Origin of the sequence: Salmonirosea aquatica (assembly GCF_009296315.1) — a bacterium.
Taxonomy (GTDB): domain Bacteria; phylum Bacteroidota; class Bacteroidia; order Cytophagales; family Spirosomataceae; genus Salmonirosea; species Salmonirosea aquatica.
Genome location: NZ_WHLY01000002.1, coordinates 4,621,368 through 4,635,504 on the forward strand (window position 1 = coordinate 4,621,368; position 14,137 = coordinate 4,635,504).

General features: G+C 51.2%; 14 protein-coding genes and 1 pseudogene. 7 read left to right on the plus strand and 8 right to left on the minus strand.

What is annotated here, in order from left to right:
- Window positions 1–49: 49 nt before the first annotated feature.
- On the plus strand, window positions 50–355 hold the full coding sequence (locus tag GBK04_RS20115) for a YtxH domain-containing protein (protein ID WP_152762778.1): 306 nt from the start codon (window positions 50–52) through the stop codon (window positions 353–355).
- A gap of 43 nt (window positions 356–398) precedes the next feature.
- Here GBK04_RS20115 and nudK read toward each other — a convergent pair whose 3' ends face one another.
- A complete protein-coding gene (nudK, locus tag GBK04_RS20120; protein WP_152762780.1) occupies window positions 399–977 on the minus strand; it encodes a GDP-mannose pyrophosphatase NudK in 579 nt (192 codons plus the stop codon).
- Between the two features lie 124 nt (window positions 978–1,101).
- Here nudK and GBK04_RS20125 point away from each other — a divergent pair, with 124 nt between their 5' ends.
- Complete coding sequence (locus tag GBK04_RS20125) at window positions 1,102–1,785, plus strand: metallophosphoesterase (protein ID WP_152762782.1); 684 nt, start codon at window positions 1,102–1,104, stop codon at window positions 1,783–1,785.
- Between the two features lie 50 nt (window positions 1,786–1,835).
- On the opposite strand, the gene ggt is transcribed toward GBK04_RS20125, so the two are convergent.
- A complete protein-coding gene (gene ggt / locus GBK04_RS20130) occupies window positions 1,836–3,599 on the minus strand; it encodes a gamma-glutamyltransferase (RefSeq protein WP_152762784.1) in 1,764 nt (587 codons plus the stop codon).
- 307 nt (window positions 3,600–3,906) lie between these two features.
- On the opposite strand from ggt, the gene GBK04_RS20135 reads away from it, so the two are divergent.
- Complete coding sequence (locus tag GBK04_RS20135; protein ID WP_152766254.1) at window positions 3,907–5,070, plus strand: threonine aldolase family protein; 1,164 nt, start codon at window positions 3,907–3,909, stop codon at window positions 5,068–5,070.
- Between the two features lie 39 nt (window positions 5,071–5,109).
- Here the strand turns inward: GBK04_RS20135 and GBK04_RS20140 are convergent, their stop codons facing one another.
- A complete protein-coding gene (locus tag GBK04_RS20140; RefSeq protein WP_152762786.1) occupies window positions 5,110–6,180 on the minus strand; it encodes a TerC/Alx family metal homeostasis membrane protein in 1,071 nt (356 codons plus the stop codon).
- Window positions 6,181–6,469: 289 nt separating this feature from the next.
- Here GBK04_RS20140 and GBK04_RS20145 point away from each other — a divergent pair, with 289 nt between their 5' ends.
- Together GBK04_RS20145 and GBK04_RS20150 are read left to right on the plus strand one after the other, a co-directional pair.
- The gene (locus tag GBK04_RS20145; protein ID WP_152762788.1) at window positions 6,470–7,714 is read left to right on the plus strand and encodes an ABC transporter permease; all 1,245 of its coding nucleotides are present in this window, start codon (window positions 6,470–6,472) and stop codon (window positions 7,712–7,714) included.
- Between the two features lie 120 nt (window positions 7,715–7,834).
- Window positions 7,835–8,317: a hypothetical protein gene (locus GBK04_RS20150; protein ID WP_152762790.1), complete on the plus strand. Its 483-nt coding sequence runs from the start codon at window positions 7,835–7,837 to the stop codon at window positions 8,315–8,317.
- A 14-nt stretch (window positions 8,318–8,331) separates the two neighbouring features.
- Here GBK04_RS20150 and GBK04_RS20155 read toward each other — a convergent pair whose 3' ends face one another.
- On the minus strand, window positions 8,332–8,667 hold the full coding sequence (locus tag GBK04_RS20155; protein WP_152762792.1) for a translation initiation factor: 336 nt from the start codon (window positions 8,665–8,667) through the stop codon (window positions 8,332–8,334).
- Between the two features lie 113 nt (window positions 8,668–8,780).
- The gene (locus GBK04_RS20160; RefSeq protein ID WP_373331163.1) at window positions 8,781–9,635 is read right to left on the minus strand and encodes a diacylglycerol/lipid kinase family protein; all 855 of its coding nucleotides are present in this window, start codon (window positions 9,633–9,635) and stop codon (window positions 8,781–8,783) included.
- Between the two features lie 265 nt (window positions 9,636–9,900).
- Here GBK04_RS20160 and GBK04_RS20165 point away from each other — a divergent pair.
- Both GBK04_RS20165 and nhaA read left to right on the plus strand, forming a co-directional pair.
- Window positions 9,901–10,331, plus strand: a pseudogene (locus tag GBK04_RS20165) (YybH family protein).
- A 12-nt stretch (window positions 10,332–10,343) separates the two neighbouring features.
- Window positions 10,344–11,540 carry a Na+/H+ antiporter NhaA gene (gene nhaA, locus GBK04_RS20170; RefSeq protein WP_152762794.1) on the plus strand — a complete coding sequence of 399 codons (1,197 nt, stop codon included), beginning with the start codon at window positions 10,344–10,346 and terminating at the stop codon, window positions 11,538–11,540.
- 79 nt (window positions 11,541–11,619) lie between these two features.
- On the opposite strand, the gene GBK04_RS20175 is transcribed toward nhaA, so the two are convergent.
- From GBK04_RS20175 to GBK04_RS20185, 3 genes are all read right to left on the minus strand, one after another.
- A complete protein-coding gene (locus tag GBK04_RS20175; RefSeq protein ID WP_152762796.1) occupies window positions 11,620–12,120 on the minus strand; it encodes a lipocalin-like domain-containing protein in 501 nt (166 codons plus the stop codon).
- A gap of 156 nt (window positions 12,121–12,276) precedes the next feature.
- Entirely contained in the window at window positions 12,277–13,260 is a 984-nt protein-coding gene (gene meaB / locus GBK04_RS20180; protein ID WP_152762798.1) for a methylmalonyl Co-A mutase-associated GTPase MeaB, read from the minus strand.
- A 116-nt stretch (window positions 13,261–13,376) separates the two neighbouring features.
- Window positions 13,377–14,063, minus strand: coding sequence for a 2-C-methyl-D-erythritol 4-phosphate cytidylyltransferase (locus GBK04_RS20185; RefSeq protein ID WP_152762801.1), 687 nt, complete (start codon window positions 14,061–14,063; stop codon window positions 13,377–13,379).
- Between the last annotated feature and the right edge of the window lie 74 nt (window positions 14,064–14,137).

Sequence of the window (14,137 nt, forward strand, 5' to 3'; positions counted from 1 at the left end):
AATAGTTTTTGTACATTTGGATTTACACAAACCAAACCCCTTAGAAACCATGAGCGTGAACGCCAAACACTTAGCCACATTCGTACTGGGAGCCGCCGCCGGTGCCAGCCTATACAAGTACCTGCAAACGGAAGAAGGAGAAAAAATGCTGGAAGATCTTAAGACTAAGGCCAGCAACCTGCGTGACGAAGCCGAAGGTGCCGTCGACAAAGCCCCTGAATACTTTGAGCAACTCAAAACAAAGGGTGCCGATGCCCTGAAAGGCAATTTTCCTGATGCCGAACAGATGCTGCGCGACTTGATGGATAAATTTACGGGCAAGAAGACCGGACCGACCGTAGAGCCGAATCCGTAGTAAATCCATGCTGGCAGAGGTTCAATCTCTGCCAGCATTTTTTTTACAGAAGCCTGTGGATCTGTGCGTACTGCAAGAGCATGATCGTCTTGGCATCCTTGATTTCTCCCGTTTTAAGCATCGTCAGCGCCCGCTCAAAATCCAGCTCCAGTACTTCGATGTTTTCCTGCTCTTCCGCATGTCCGCCGCCTTCACTGACTTGCATCTCCTTGCTGTACTCAGCAACGAAGAAGTACAGAATTTCTGTCACCGATCCTGGCGACATATAGGCCTCAAACACCTTCTTCACATCCCGAAGCAGGTAGCCGGTTTCTTCTTCCGTTTCGCGGCGTATACAATCTTCCGGGTTGTCACGATCCAGCAATCCCGCGCAGGCTTCGATCATCATACCCGTTGGATTTCCATTGATATAGGTGGGCAGGCGAAACTGACGAGTCAGAATCACAGTCTGTTTTTCTTTATTATACAGTAGGATCGTAGCCCCATTGCCCCGGTCATAAGCCTCGCGCGACTGCCGCTCCCAGGTTCCGTCTTTTTTGGGGTAGTCAAAAGTGAATTTGCGAAGGACGTACCAGTTATCAGATAGGATTGTTTCATCGACGATTTGTACGGGAGGATTCATGCTTCAAAAATTGAAAGGTTTGGGCGTTGGGTGAATTGTAAACCTCAAATTTCACTATAATTAGTCAGGAAAACCGTTTATTTTAGCCCACAGAGCAGGAAACGCGACAAAAAGCCATTGAATTATGCAGATTATAGCCATCGGTGACGTACACGGTCGTGGCACCTGGAAAAAAATAAAAGATTGCGAAGCAGACCATATCATCTTCATCGGCGATTACCTGGATCCACATCGACCCATTCCCGATTACGAGGTACTTCGGAATTTTGAGGAAATCATAGCCTTCAAAAAAAGCAGCCCCGAAACGATTACACTGCTGCTCGGCAACCACGACACCCAGTATCTACACTACCCTCTCTACTCCTGTTCCGGCCACCGGGCAGATTTACAGGAAACGCTGGGTAAGCTGTTTCTGGATCATATAGACCTATTCGCAATCGCCTGGCAGCGGGGAAGGTACCTGCTCACCCATGCGGGTGTTTCGCAAGGCTGGTATGATCGCCACCTTGATACCCTGAAAAAATTCGAAGGAAATAGCTTGGCCGAAACACTCAATACAATTCATGAAAGCGAATACCGTGACATTCTGTTTGAAGTAGGTCGGTCGCGTGGAGGCTGGCACCCCTACGGCGGGCCAATCTGGGCCGACCAATCGGAGACAAAACACAACTACCTCGCTAATTTTCATCAGGTGGTGGGACATAGCCGCGTCTCGGATTTTGAGAAATATGGCGACGAAAATGCATCCATCACCTATATCGATGTAGGTGACACACGCGTGCGATTTTTTGAAAAAAGACTGGAATAAATCCTTTATGCGCTCATGCACGGTGGCGAACGCTATTTTCCGAAATCAATTCAATAGCCTACGCTCGTATCGTCCCCACGGGGATCCGATGCCCCTTCCAGGGTACCATTGGGAAGCACAAGAATGCAGTCCATACGTCCCATGGTGTTGCGCTGCTGTTCCAAAATGTAGCCCCGGTTTTGAAGTTTGTTGATCGTGTTTTCCGTAAAAGCACCCGTCTCAAAAACCGTTTTGTCGGGTAGCCACTGGTGGTGGAATTTCAGGGCATTCACCGACTGCTGCATCGTCATGCCGTGTTCCAGCACGTTCAGGATGGTCTGATATACTGCCGTAATAATCGTCGAGCCGCCGGGGGTACCTACCACCATGTATAGCTGGCCGTCTTTTTCCACGATGGTCGGGGTCATTGAAGATAACATGCGCTTGGAAGGGGCAATCTCATTGGCTTTATTGCCTATTAGTCCGAACATGTTGGGTACCCCCGCTTTCACACTGAAATCATCCATTTCGTTGTTCATGAAAAAACCGCCGCCCTTTACGATCACCTTGCTCCCATAGCCCCCATTGAGCGTAGTGGTGATGGCCACGGCGTTGCGGTCTTTATCCACAATGGAAAAGTGCGTCGTCTCGAGGCTTTCGTAACCCGGCAGATTCCCCCCGCTCACGGCTTTACTATCGGTAGCCTGGTCGAAACTGAAATCCTGCCAGCGTTCTTTCAGATAGTCGTAGCTAATGAGTTTGTCCACAGGTACGTCCACAAAATCGGGGTCGCCGAGGAACTTGGCGCGGTCGGCATACACGCGGCGTTCCGCCTCGATCATCACCTGGGCGGTAGAATCGGTGTTCCAGCCCCAACGTGTAAGCGGGTAGGGTTCCGTCAGCCGCAGCAACTGCATGAGGGCCACGCCGCCGCTCGATGTAGGCGGCATGGTGATGATCTTGTAGTTTTTATAATCGCCAATAATCGGCTCGCGCCACTTGGCCTGGTATTCTTTGAGATCTTTTTTTGAAATAATGCCCTTATTTTTTTTCATCTCTTTGGCGAGCTGCCGGGCTACGCGCCCTGCATAAAAACCTTCCCGGCCTTTTTTCTGGATGGCCCGGAGTACCTTAGCCAAGTCTTTTTGTACCAGAGTGTCGCCTTCCTGCCAGGCGCGCCCATCGGAGCGGAGAAAGTACGTAGTGCCCGGATTGACCTGTTGCGTGGATTCTTTGATGGCGTTCAGGCCGCGTGCTTCACGGTCGGTCTGGATCACGCCCTTTTGGGCCAGGTCGATGGCAGGCTGCAGCAGATCGGCCCAGGGTAGTTTACCGAAGCGCGCGTGGGCCGCCGCCATGCCCGCAACCGATCCAGGTACCCCGCTGGCCAGATGTCCCAGCGTACTCAACCGGGGAATCACATTGCCCTGCGCATCGAGGTACATATCCTTGCTGCCTTTCAGCGGGGCTTTTTCCCGAAAATCCAGCGTATAGCTTTTTCCATCGGCCGCCCGGAATACCATAAATCCGCCGCCACCGATGTTGCCCGCCGACGGATGTACCACCGCCAGTGCAAACTGCACCGCCACCGCCGCATCCACCGCATTGCCACCCTTTTTAAGAATAGCAGTCCCTACGCGCGACGACTCGGGATGTGCCGAAGCGACCATTCCCTGTTGGGCCATGACACCCTGGCGATCGCTGTAAAAAGGTTTCTGGTTAGGATCGTCGGTCAGAAACTGGTAAAAACCTTTGGATTCCCTGACAGGCTGCTGGGCATGGGACAAAGAGGATATTCCCAGCAACAGGCTGGCGAAGATGTAGTATTTTTTCATAGAAGCGTAGCAACAGTTATAACCCTGGTCAATATAAAAAGTAATACTGAAAAGTAGCATGAAGTCTAAAAATCAGCTATTTATATCTTGCTTTTGTTCAATAACCGAATGTAGCATGAGACGGAAGCTACAAAAGCTATGATGCCCGAGTTCTGAATTTTGCCATGGGCGGGTACCCTTTGGGTAGGGATAAGACAATTTCTTCTCCGGAGGTACGCCCCGCTCGGGTAAAAAGGTACCCTAAGGTACTGTACCCGATCAGATTGTATCGTAAATTTATCCCGTATTCAATTTTAACCCCATTTTCATGAAAAGCCAGGAGCGACGGGATTTTTTGAAAAAGGCTACGGCCGCCAGCCTACTTTCCGCCATGGGTACTCCTGGCTTCGGAAAGGTGCCAAATCCCATCGAAAACAGCAACGACCCTGTAAGTTTTTCGGGCGATGGACTTTATCTTTCCCCAAACGAGTACAGCCAACTCCTTACCCGGCTGACGACCGACAATGCCGCTGAGGCCGACAACTATTCGCTAGGTGGGTGCGTGGAAGCTTTGGAAACAAAATTTGCGACCCTGTTGGGCAAAGAGGCCGCCATTTTCATGCCTACAGGTACCCTGGCCAACCAACTGGCCCTGCGGGCTTTGTGCCATGAAAAAAGCAGCCATCGGGTTATCATCCAGCACGAAAGCCACATCTACAACGATACGGGTGACGCCTGTCAGTTATTGAGTAATCTGAATCTGATTCCGCTGGGGGCCAACCGCGCTACGTTTACGCTGGACGAAGTAGAGGAGGTGGTCAAGCGTACCGCCGGTGGCCGGGTGGCCGCCCGGGTAGGGGCCATTTCCATCGAATCACCCGTTCGGCGAAAAATGGGGGAGGTGTTTGATTTTGCAGAAATGAAAAAGATTGCCGCCTTTGCCAAAGCCAATGATATCGGCATGCATCTCGACGGCGCCCGACTGTTTCTGGCTACGCCCTATACCGGAGTCAAAGTGACCGACTACTCTTCCTTGTTTGATACCGTGTATGTATCGCTGTACAAGTATTTCAATGCGGCTTCGGGCGCAATTCTGGCTGGCCCCAAAAGCCTTATTGCGCCCATGTACCATACCCGCCGGATGTTCGGCTCGGGGCTACCCCAGTCCTGGCCCTTTGCGCTGGTGGCCGGTCATTTCGCCGAGGGTTTTCCGGAGCGGTTTGCCAAAGCCGTAACGCAATCGGAAACTCTGATCAAACGATTAGCCACGCACCCCCAGTTTGAGATACAACGAATTCCCGAGGGTACCAATCTGTTCAGGTTGACGATAAAGGGGGTACCTGCCAAAACACTGGCTGAAACATTGAAAACAAATGGAGTAATTGCCAGAGCGGACAGCGCCACGACTTTACTGCTAAGTGTGAACGAATCCATTCTGCGGCGCTCGGCCGACGAACTTGAAGCTATTTTTGTAAAAAGCCTGAATTCTTGACTCTTAGCATTTGTCGTTACGTTGTTTTGCACAGCGCGTTTACTTTTTAACTTCGACGACTACCTTTTCCTTCGGTGGGAAAATTAACGAGGCAACGATACTGATGGCCAGAATGCCTACGATGACCAGCAAGGAATACATATTGTTGAAGCCCCACTCGTGTAACTGGTGTTCGAAAAGCATTTTGAGGCCAATAAAGGTCAGCAACACGCCCAGACCGTACTTGAGGTAGCTAAACATATCGATGATATTGACCAGGAAAAAGAACATCGACCGTAGCCCCATGATGGCGAACACATTGGAAAAGAAGACGATGTAAGGATCCTTGGTAATAGAGAAAATGGCCGGAATGGAATCGACCGCAAAAATGACATCCGTGAAGGCGATGACGATCATCACGACGAAAAGCGGGGTGACGTAGAGCTTTTTGTCCTGCTTGCGGCGAATGAAGAAATTGTCCACCACGTAGCGTTCAAATACATTGAAGTACCGGGAGGTAAGGCGTACGGCAGGGTGCTTCTGTACGTCGATGCCTTCTTCCTTGTCCTTGGAAATGAGGATGTTGATTCCCGTGTATACCAGAAAAGCCCCGAAAATGTACAGTACCCAGCTGAACTGCTGGATCAGGGCCGAGCCCACGAAGATAAAAACAAAACGCAGCACAATGGACCCCAGGATACCCCACACCAGTACTTTCTTGTAGTAAACCTCCCGGACTCCGAAGGAGTTGAAAATGAGGATGAATACAAAGATGTTATCCACCGACAGCGAGTACTCCACCAGGTACCCCGTGATGTATTCCAGCGCCATATTGCTCTGAAAAACGTTCAGGGCGGCGGCGAAGTCCGTCGGCAGTACCAGATTCGGGTAGTAGGTGCTTTTGACGCTGGCGAGGTGGGAAGGATCGCTGATATCATGTACCCAGTGGCCATAGTAGCGTAGAAAAACATAAAAGCCTAACGCCAGGGCTACCCATACGGCGCTCCACGAGGCTGCTTCCTTAAAACTGACAATATGGCTTTTCTGACGGCTGAATGCCCCCAGATCCAGCATCATGACGAGTATGACAAAAACGGTAAATCCCGCAAAAAATATGACTTCGCTTGACATGAATGGTCTATAGTTGAGTTAAGATAGCTGCAAATTTAGAACGAAAAACACAATAGCCGCCAGAATAGTTGGCTGAGCGGCAAATAAGCTGCCGAGCGCAGGAAGGTACCCTTATGAATGCTCTGGTTTGACTTTACATCGTTCTGAAAAACCATCCGGCCCACCGGCACCTACACCCCCTTATCTTGCCACTTATCCTTTTTGGTTTGCAGCTTTGCGGCAGGTTTTTAACTTTTGCCAGCTATTTCGGTTATCTCGTACACGGCCTTTTTAAGTTAGCGTCTTTTCCATGAAACTAATCCGACAAATCCTTGAAAGTTTTCGCTTTGCCTGGCAGGCGCTGCGCTCCAACATCACCCGCACCATCTTGTCGCTGCTGGGGGTGACGGTGGGTATCTTCGCCATTGTGGCGGTGTTCACGATTGTGGACTCCCTGGAACGTAACATCAAGGAAAGCATGAGCTTTATCGGCGATAAGGTACTTTATGTACAAAAATGGCCGTGGGGATTTGGCAGCGGGGAGTACCCCTGGTGGAGGTACTTTCAGTGGCCCAATCCCAATTACCGGGAGTATAAGTACCTCTACGACAATCTGGAAAACGCCACTGCTGTAGCCGTTATGGATTTCAAAGGCAATACGGTGGTGAAGAATGGCTCTAATAGCATGAATGCTCTGATCCAGGGAGTTTCGTACGAATACAACCAAATCTCGGACGTACCCATCGCCGAAGGGCGCTATTTTTCGCCCATTGAAACCGATGCCGGACGACAAGTTGCGATCATTGGGGCCGATATTGCCGAAACACTCTTCCCGGGTGGAAATCCTATCGGCAAGGAATTTAAGCTATCCGGAAACCGCTTTGTAGTGGCCGGCGTACAGGTGAAAAAAGGCGAGAGTCTGGTCGATTTCGGCGGAGCTCCCGATACCAAGTGTCTGATTCCCTACAATGCGTTCGCCAAACTCTTCCAGTCGGGACGCCCCGACCCCGACATTGTGGTGAAAGGCTACGAGTCCGACGAGGGATTGTATGAGGTAGAAGCCGAGGTAACCGGGCTAATGCGTACCATGCGCGGCCTGAAGCCCCGTGATGAGAATAATTTCTCGATCAACCGCCCCGAAGCCGCCGCCCAAGCCATATCGGGGCTATTCGGTGTGCTGACACTGGCGGGTTGGGTCATTGGTAGCTTTTCGATTCTGGTGGGGGGCTTCGGAATTGCCAACATCATGTTCGTATCGGTGAAAGAACGCACTAATCTGATCGGTATCCAGAAATCCCTGGGGGCCAAAAATTACTTTATCCTGTTCCAGTTTCTGTTTGAGGCAGTTATGCTGAGCCTGGTTGGGGGCGGAGTAGGGATATTTTTTGTATTCTTACTCTCTTTCCTGCCGCTGGGTAGCCTGGATGTCGTGTTGTTGCCCCAGAATATAGCCCTTGGGCTAGGCGTTTCGAGCGTGATCGGGGTGTTATCGGGCATTGTGCCCGCCATGCTGGCTGCCCGGCTCGATCCTGTGGAGGCTATCCGTGCCAAGTAGGCACTTGGAAAAATCCGGCTAAATGGCGAAGTTTGGCTTTCGATAGCGATCAGTCCGTGGACACTCGCTATCGACTTCCTTTCCGGCATACCGTTTCTTCCACCTTCAACCGTCACCACAATGCGAAAATGGGTTATTTTGGGTATATTCCTCCTCCTAATATTCGGTGTGTTCTACTACCTTACTTTTGGGTACTATAGCGAAGGGAAACGGGGTGGTTTTGTGGTGAAACTCAGCAAAAAAGGGTACGTCTTTAAAACCTACGAGGGTGTTCTGAATGTGGGCGGACTTTATGAAGGTGGGGGTACCCTCAACGCCACGCAGTGGGAATTTTCGGTAGATGGCAGCGATAAGGAACCTATTGCCAAAATTGAAGAAGCCATCAAAACGGGCAGCCGGGTATCGCTGACTTACGAAGAGAAATTCTTCGTGCTGCCGTGGGTAGGTGATACCAAAAACCTGGTGACGCACGTAGAAGTGCTACCTAATCCAATGGTACCCCAGCAGAACACCCCGATGTATCAACAGCAGCAGCAACTACCCCAACCCCAGCCGGCCCCTCTGCCTGTGCCGGAACCTGTGGACAGCACGGCGGTATTATAAGAGGAGGTACCCCCTTACCCTCCTGCCTTCTTGGCCTTGTACCCTTTGGCCTGCAGCCAGGTTACCACTTTGTCGCGATGATCGCCCTGGAGCAGAATCTCGTAGTCTTTTGCGGTACCGCCGCTTCCGCACACATTTTTAAGTTGCTTGGCCAGGGCCTCCATATCGGCTAGGGTACCTACGAAGCCTTTCACCACAGTCACAACTTTGCCGCCTCCCTTCCGGTCGAGCCATACGCGTAAATCCTGCTGCCCAACAGGCAGAGTCTCGGCTTCGTCATCTTCATTGGACTGGTATTCATAGGTAGGGTCGGTAGAATATACAATCCCGGAACGTGCTTTCTTTGACATAGTCTTATTCAGTTGAAAGTTATATTTTGAAGAAAAAATTGGTAAACCCCATCAGACACAATATTTTTCATCATTCATCATTCATCATTCATCACTCATCACTCATCACTCCTTCAAGCCTTCACCCGCAGACTCTTGGGGACGATCTTTACTTCAATCCGCCCGGTGTCCAGTTGCCAGGGTTCTCCATCATAATGCACCAGGGTAGGCTGTTCGGTTTCTACGGTAATTTCGCGTAACGATTGGTACGAAATGTAAGTAGAGGGTTTCAGACCTTTGGTAAACAACTGAAACGTGAGGGCCGTACCGTACCACTTGGGAAACGGCGTCACCGTGCATACCTCCAGCCGCCCGTCGGTGAGGTCGGCGTGGGGAGCCACCCAAGCATTATTGCCAAATTGCCCGGCGTTGGCAAAGCTGAGGGAAAAAATCTCCGTGTCGCGGCCTGCCACCCGAATTCGCTGAGGGAGATAATCCAGGTACGCCTGCATCGATACCCGCACGTAAGTGTCGAGGCCACGCCGGGGCTGCTGTCCGAAAAGCTGACCTACATAAGCATCGAACCCCAGCCCGGCTACGCAGAAAAAAGGCTGCCCGTTCAGAGTAGCGCTGTCGATTACCACGCTCGGGCACTCGAACAGATGGTGCAGGGCAGCCGATAGCGTGAGCGGAATGCCCAAATGGCGAGCCAGCCCGTTGCCCGAACCCAGCGGCAGGATGCCCAGCGAAGTCGGCGCGAACAGCAATCCGCGGGCCACTTCGTTGACGGTACCATCGCCTCCTACTGCTACTACGGTATCCCATTTTTGCGTGGCAGCGGCCTCGGCGGCCAAATCAGTAGCGTGCCCCCGAGCCCGCGTAATGATGGCTTTGGCCGTGAGGCCTGCTTTCCTGGCCTGCTGTTCAAGCCATACTGCCATTGAATCGGCTTCGCGACGGAGTTTTGTGCCCGAGTGAGGATTGACCACGAATAGATACCTTTTGTCTACCACCGCTTAGGAAAAGAACACGAATAACAGAATGATGAAGACGATAATGAACAGATAGTAGAGTCCATCCACAAACGGATACTGCTGGCGGTCTACTTTTTTGAAAAGGTTCTTGAACATAATCGGGTGTTAGGTTTTTAGGTGGTTAGGTAGTAGGTTCGTTCCTAGTGTACCTTTGGGTCACCTTTTATCCTGTGGCTAGCATTAAACTACGCCCCTCAAAACACAAAAATCCGTATAATTTATGAAAAACACTACGTTAACCCTCGTGATGCTTCTGCTTACCACGGGCCTGATGGCGCAGTCGGACAGCGATCGGAAGCTTATCCTAGGTACCCTCGACCGCCAGACCAACGATTGGAACGCCGGAAATATCGACACCTTCATGCAGGGCTATTGGGAATCGGACTCGCTCATGTTTGTGGGTAAAAACGGCGTGACCTATGGCTATGAAAACACCTACCAGGGGTACCTGAAGCGATATCCTGACCGCGCCACCATGGGTACCCTCAAATTCGATATCCTGCACCTGTCATTTCCGGGCAAAGGTGTGGCCTTCGTGGTGGGTAAGTGGCACCTCACCCGTCCCGAAGCCGGCGATGTGGGGGGCACTACACCCTGCTATGGCGGAAAATCAAAGGGAAATGGGTGATTGTCTGTGACCACACGAGTTGACACGCTGCATCGATGAAAAGAAAAAGAAAGATAGTACAATTCAGAAAAGCGGTTCGGCCCGTAACGGACCCAATCATAAACCCCATTCTGGATCTGGCCGAAAGTGGCCGCCTGTCGGGTATTTTATTACTGATTGCCACGGTGGTTGCCATGATCTGGGCCAACTCGGCGGGAGGGGAATCGTTTCTTTCTTTTTGGGAAATAAAGGTAGGGGTACCTCCCCTTGAAAAAACCATTGGGCACTGGATCAACGATGGCCTGATGGTCATCTTTTTCTTTTTTGTAGGGCTGGAAATCAAGCGCGAATTACTGGAAGGCGAGCTTTCCAAACTCAGACAAGCCCTGCTGCCGGGTGTGGCGGCCCTGGGCGGAGCCATTGTGCCCGCTACCCTGTACCTGGCCTTCAACGCGGGTACCTCCGCGGTGGATGGCTGGGCCATTCCCACGGCAACGGATATTGCCTTTTCGCTGGGCATGCTCTCACTACTGGGCAATAGGGTACCTTTCGCACTGAAAGTACTGTTAACAGCCATCGCTGTCATCGACGACCTGATCGCGGTATTGATCATTGCAATTTTCTATACCCATGAGATTGATACCACCATGTTGTTGTACGCAGGGGGTACCCTGGCCATCCTTTTTGCGCTCAATCATTTCAAGGTTCGCCGGTTCATTTTTTACCTTCTGCCGGGCCTTCTGCTTTGGTTCTTTGTGCTCAAATCGGGGGTACACGCCACCATCGCCGGGGTACTGCTCGCTATGACGATTCCGCTGGATGAGGTGGACGACCTCGAACATGCCCTCTACAAACCCGTTAACTATCTTATTATGCCTATTTTCGCGCTGGCTAACACGGGTATTGTCTTGGCTGCTGGTGGGGTAGCTGGGCTATTGACGGCACCGCTCAGTTTGGGTATCATTTCGGGCCTGTTTCTGGGAAAGCCGTTGGGCATTGTCCTGCTTTCCTTTCTGGTGGTCAAACTGGGCTTGGCCGAACTGCCCACCGGATTGCGGTGGCGGCACATCATTGGGTTGGGCTTCACGGCCGGGATCGGCTTCACGATGTCCATTTTCATCACCAGCCTATCCTTTGCCGATGTTGTTTTGCAGGATACAGCCAAGTTGGCCATCATGGTAGGTACCCTGCTTTCGGGTGTGGTGGGACTGATTTGGTTGGTAAAAGTCGAGAAAACACTGGCGGAAGGGTAGAAGACAAAGTCCAAAAGAAAAGACCGTATCCTGCTTGGATACGGTCTTTTCTTTTGGAATACCTCAATCTGGTTTTTTCCTACACTCTTTTGAGCTCGAGTGTATAGGTGTAGGTTACACCCGCGTCAACCTCCTGTTGTGATAGGCTCATGGTGCTTTTGTTGACGCTGAGATCATACTCTGTACGGTCAGTACCCGTGGTTAAAATGAGTTTGTTCCCTTCCACCTTCCAGGTGGTGGTCTCTTCGATTCCTACCTGATCTGAGGCAGTTTCTTCTGCGCTTTCACAACCAGCCGGAGCTTTGCCATCAATCGTTCCATCCCCTTTGAAGATTAGCGTGAGTCGCGTAAAACAGTCATTTCCGGCTAATGCGTTAATAAGCGGAACAAAGTCGGTGATACCGTTTTGGGCCGGAGATACTTTGATGCCCGTAATTTGCCAGTTGCCTTCTACCCCGTCGCTACCGCTGGGCGAGGGGTCTGAATCCTTTTTGCAGCCAACCAGGGCTGCCATGACCAGAAGGGCCATAAGCAATGTGGTATGTACCGAACCACGTGTTGATAATAGGGAATTTTTCATAACTAATACAAATAGATTTAATGGACAGTTGAACTAATTTACAATATTATTCAAATAGGATGCGAAAGGTACTAATGGATTATTGAATGGCGAAACACAATAAGTAGTCGGGCCAATATTTTAAGTAAAAGGTTAACCGATCGATCGGCACTGAGGCTATGTAAAAAATAGGTTTAACAACCGCTCGGCCGCGGACAACGGGAGTTCTTCGCCTGCTTGTACGGACCGCTCGGCGGCCAGCCACTGTGCCCTGATTTCGGGATGATTCAGAAATCGCTCTTCCAAGGCCTGACGGATATGACTTTTCAACCAATCCAGATTTTGGTTCTGTCGGTTTTTGGTAAAAAAACCATTTTGTCGGGTGAAGCTTTCGTACCGCTGCATCGTTTCCCAAACATTTTCAATCCCCTCCTTTTCCAAAGCTGAACACGTTACCACCCGAGTAGTCCAGCCCGATTCAGCCACCGGAAACAGATGCAAAGCATTCTGGTATTCGTTGACTGCCCGCTCCGCCACGGAGCGATTGGGTCCGTCGGCTTTGGTGATTGCAATCGCATCGGCCATTTCCATGATGCCCTTCTTGATACCCTGCAATTCATCACCCGCACCCGCCAGCATCAGCAGCAGAAAAAAATCCGTCATTTCATGTACCAACGTTTCGGACTGACCTACCCCCACGGTTTCGATGAGAAGTACCTCGAAGCCCGCTGCTTCGCACAGCAGCATCGCTTCGCGGGTACGGTACGCCACCCCCCCGAGCGAACCGCCCGCCGCCGAAGGGCGAATGTACGCCAGTGGGTTATGAGAAAGGGTTTCCATGCGAGTTTTATCGCCCAGAATACTTCCGCCCGAACGTTGGCTGCTGGGATCTACGGTCAGCACGGCCACCGTTTTACCCAGTGAGGTGATATGCTGGCCAAATGCTTCGATGAAGGTGCTTTTACCTACCCCAGGTACCCCCGTGATTCCGATCCGGAACGAATGGCCCGTATACGGAAGGACGCCTTCCAACACCCGCTGGGCCAAGGCGCGGTCAGTGGGCAATCGACTTTCGATCAGGGTAATGGCCTGACTCAGGATAGACCGGTTCCGGGCCAGAATTCCTTCTATATACAAGTCAACGGTAAGGCGGGGGCGCATCGAAAGAGTTTTGGATACCGGACTAGCTTCGTCTTTCTGACAAAAATATGGGGTTTTTTATCAAAATAGCTTTCTGAAAAAAGCAGTATCTGGTTTGGGGGGCTGAAACTTAGAATCTAAAATTCCGCCTTCCTTTTCTGCAAAAAAGCCTCCGCCCAAACCAAATCTTCGGGGGTGGTGATTTTGATATTTTCGTAAGACCCTTCGATAAGATGGATAGGGTACCCTGCCTGTTCCAACACACTAGCGCAGTCAGTGAAATGAGGCATCGGCTCTGCTTGGAAGGCCTGCCGCATCCAGTCGAGGCGAAAGGTCTGAGGGGTTTGCACCAGGCGGTAGGCGGTGCGGTCTACGGATTGATTACCGCCGTCGGGCAGTAGCTGCCGGGCCGAGTCTTTGAGCGGTACACAGGTTACGGCAGTTCCGGCATCAGAAGCTTTCCTGAAACTTGCCGCTACTATTTCTGTGGATATAAAAGGCCGTACCCCATCGTGTACGGCCACAAAACCTTCCGGAGCATGAATACGGGCGAGGCCATTCCGCACGGAGTGAAACCGCGTTTCTCCCCCGACCACCAGTTGATAATCGAGCACAAAATCGTAATGAGTGCACAGGGTTTTCCAGGATTCAACCTGATTTTCGGGCAAAACGAGGATGATCGACAGTTGCTCGGAGTAAGCCCGAAAAGCCGCCAGCGTATGCATCAGGACCGGACGGCCGCCTATGGGCAGAAACTGCTTGGGCAGATCGCTGTTCATGCGGCTCCCGCTGCCGCCCGCGACGATGATGGCAAATTGATTCAGTGGATAATGAACAGTTGACCGCGGAGCGTTGATGTACCCAATATAATTTAGTTTATTTATTTTTAATAAATGAC

Excerpts from the sequence above, each read along its gene's own strand:
- GBK04_RS20175 (WP_152762796.1), bottom strand. The coding sequence starts at position 12,120 with ATGAAAAATTCCCTATTATCAACACGTGGTTCGGTACATACCACATTG.
- GBK04_RS20115 (WP_152762778.1), top strand. The coding sequence starts at position 50 with ATGAGCGTGAACGCCAAACACTTAGCCACATTCGTACTGGGAGCCGCC.
- GBK04_RS20140 (WP_152762786.1), bottom strand. The coding sequence starts at position 6,180 with ATGTCAAGCGAAGTCATATTTTTTGCGGGATTTACCGTTTTTGTCATA.
- GBK04_RS20150 (WP_152762790.1), top strand. The coding sequence starts at position 7,835 with ATGCGAAAATGGGTTATTTTGGGTATATTCCTCCTCCTAATATTCGGT.
- nudK (WP_152762780.1), bottom strand. The coding sequence starts at position 977 with ATGAATCCTCCCGTACAAATCGTCGATGAAACAATCCTATCTGATAAC.
- GBK04_RS20155 (WP_152762792.1), bottom strand. The coding sequence starts at position 8,667 with ATGTCAAAGAAAGCACGTTCCGGGATTGTATATTCTACCGACCCTACC.
- meaB (WP_152762798.1), bottom strand. The coding sequence starts at position 13,260 with ATGCGCCCCCGCCTTACCGTTGACTTGTATATAGAAGGAATTCTGGCC.
- ggt (WP_152762784.1), bottom strand. The coding sequence starts at position 3,599 with ATGAAAAAATACTACATCTTCGCCAGCCTGTTGCTGGGAATATCCTCT.
- GBK04_RS20145 (WP_152762788.1), top strand. The coding sequence starts at position 6,470 with ATGAAACTAATCCGACAAATCCTTGAAAGTTTTCGCTTTGCCTGGCAG.
- nhaA (WP_152762794.1), top strand. The coding sequence starts at position 10,344 with ATGAAAAGAAAAAGAAAGATAGTACAATTCAGAAAAGCGGTTCGGCCC.
- GBK04_RS20125 (WP_152762782.1), top strand. The coding sequence starts at position 1,102 with ATGCAGATTATAGCCATCGGTGACGTACACGGTCGTGGCACCTGGAAA.
- GBK04_RS20135 (WP_152766254.1), top strand. The coding sequence starts at position 3,907 with ATGAAAAGCCAGGAGCGACGGGATTTTTTGAAAAAGGCTACGGCCGCC.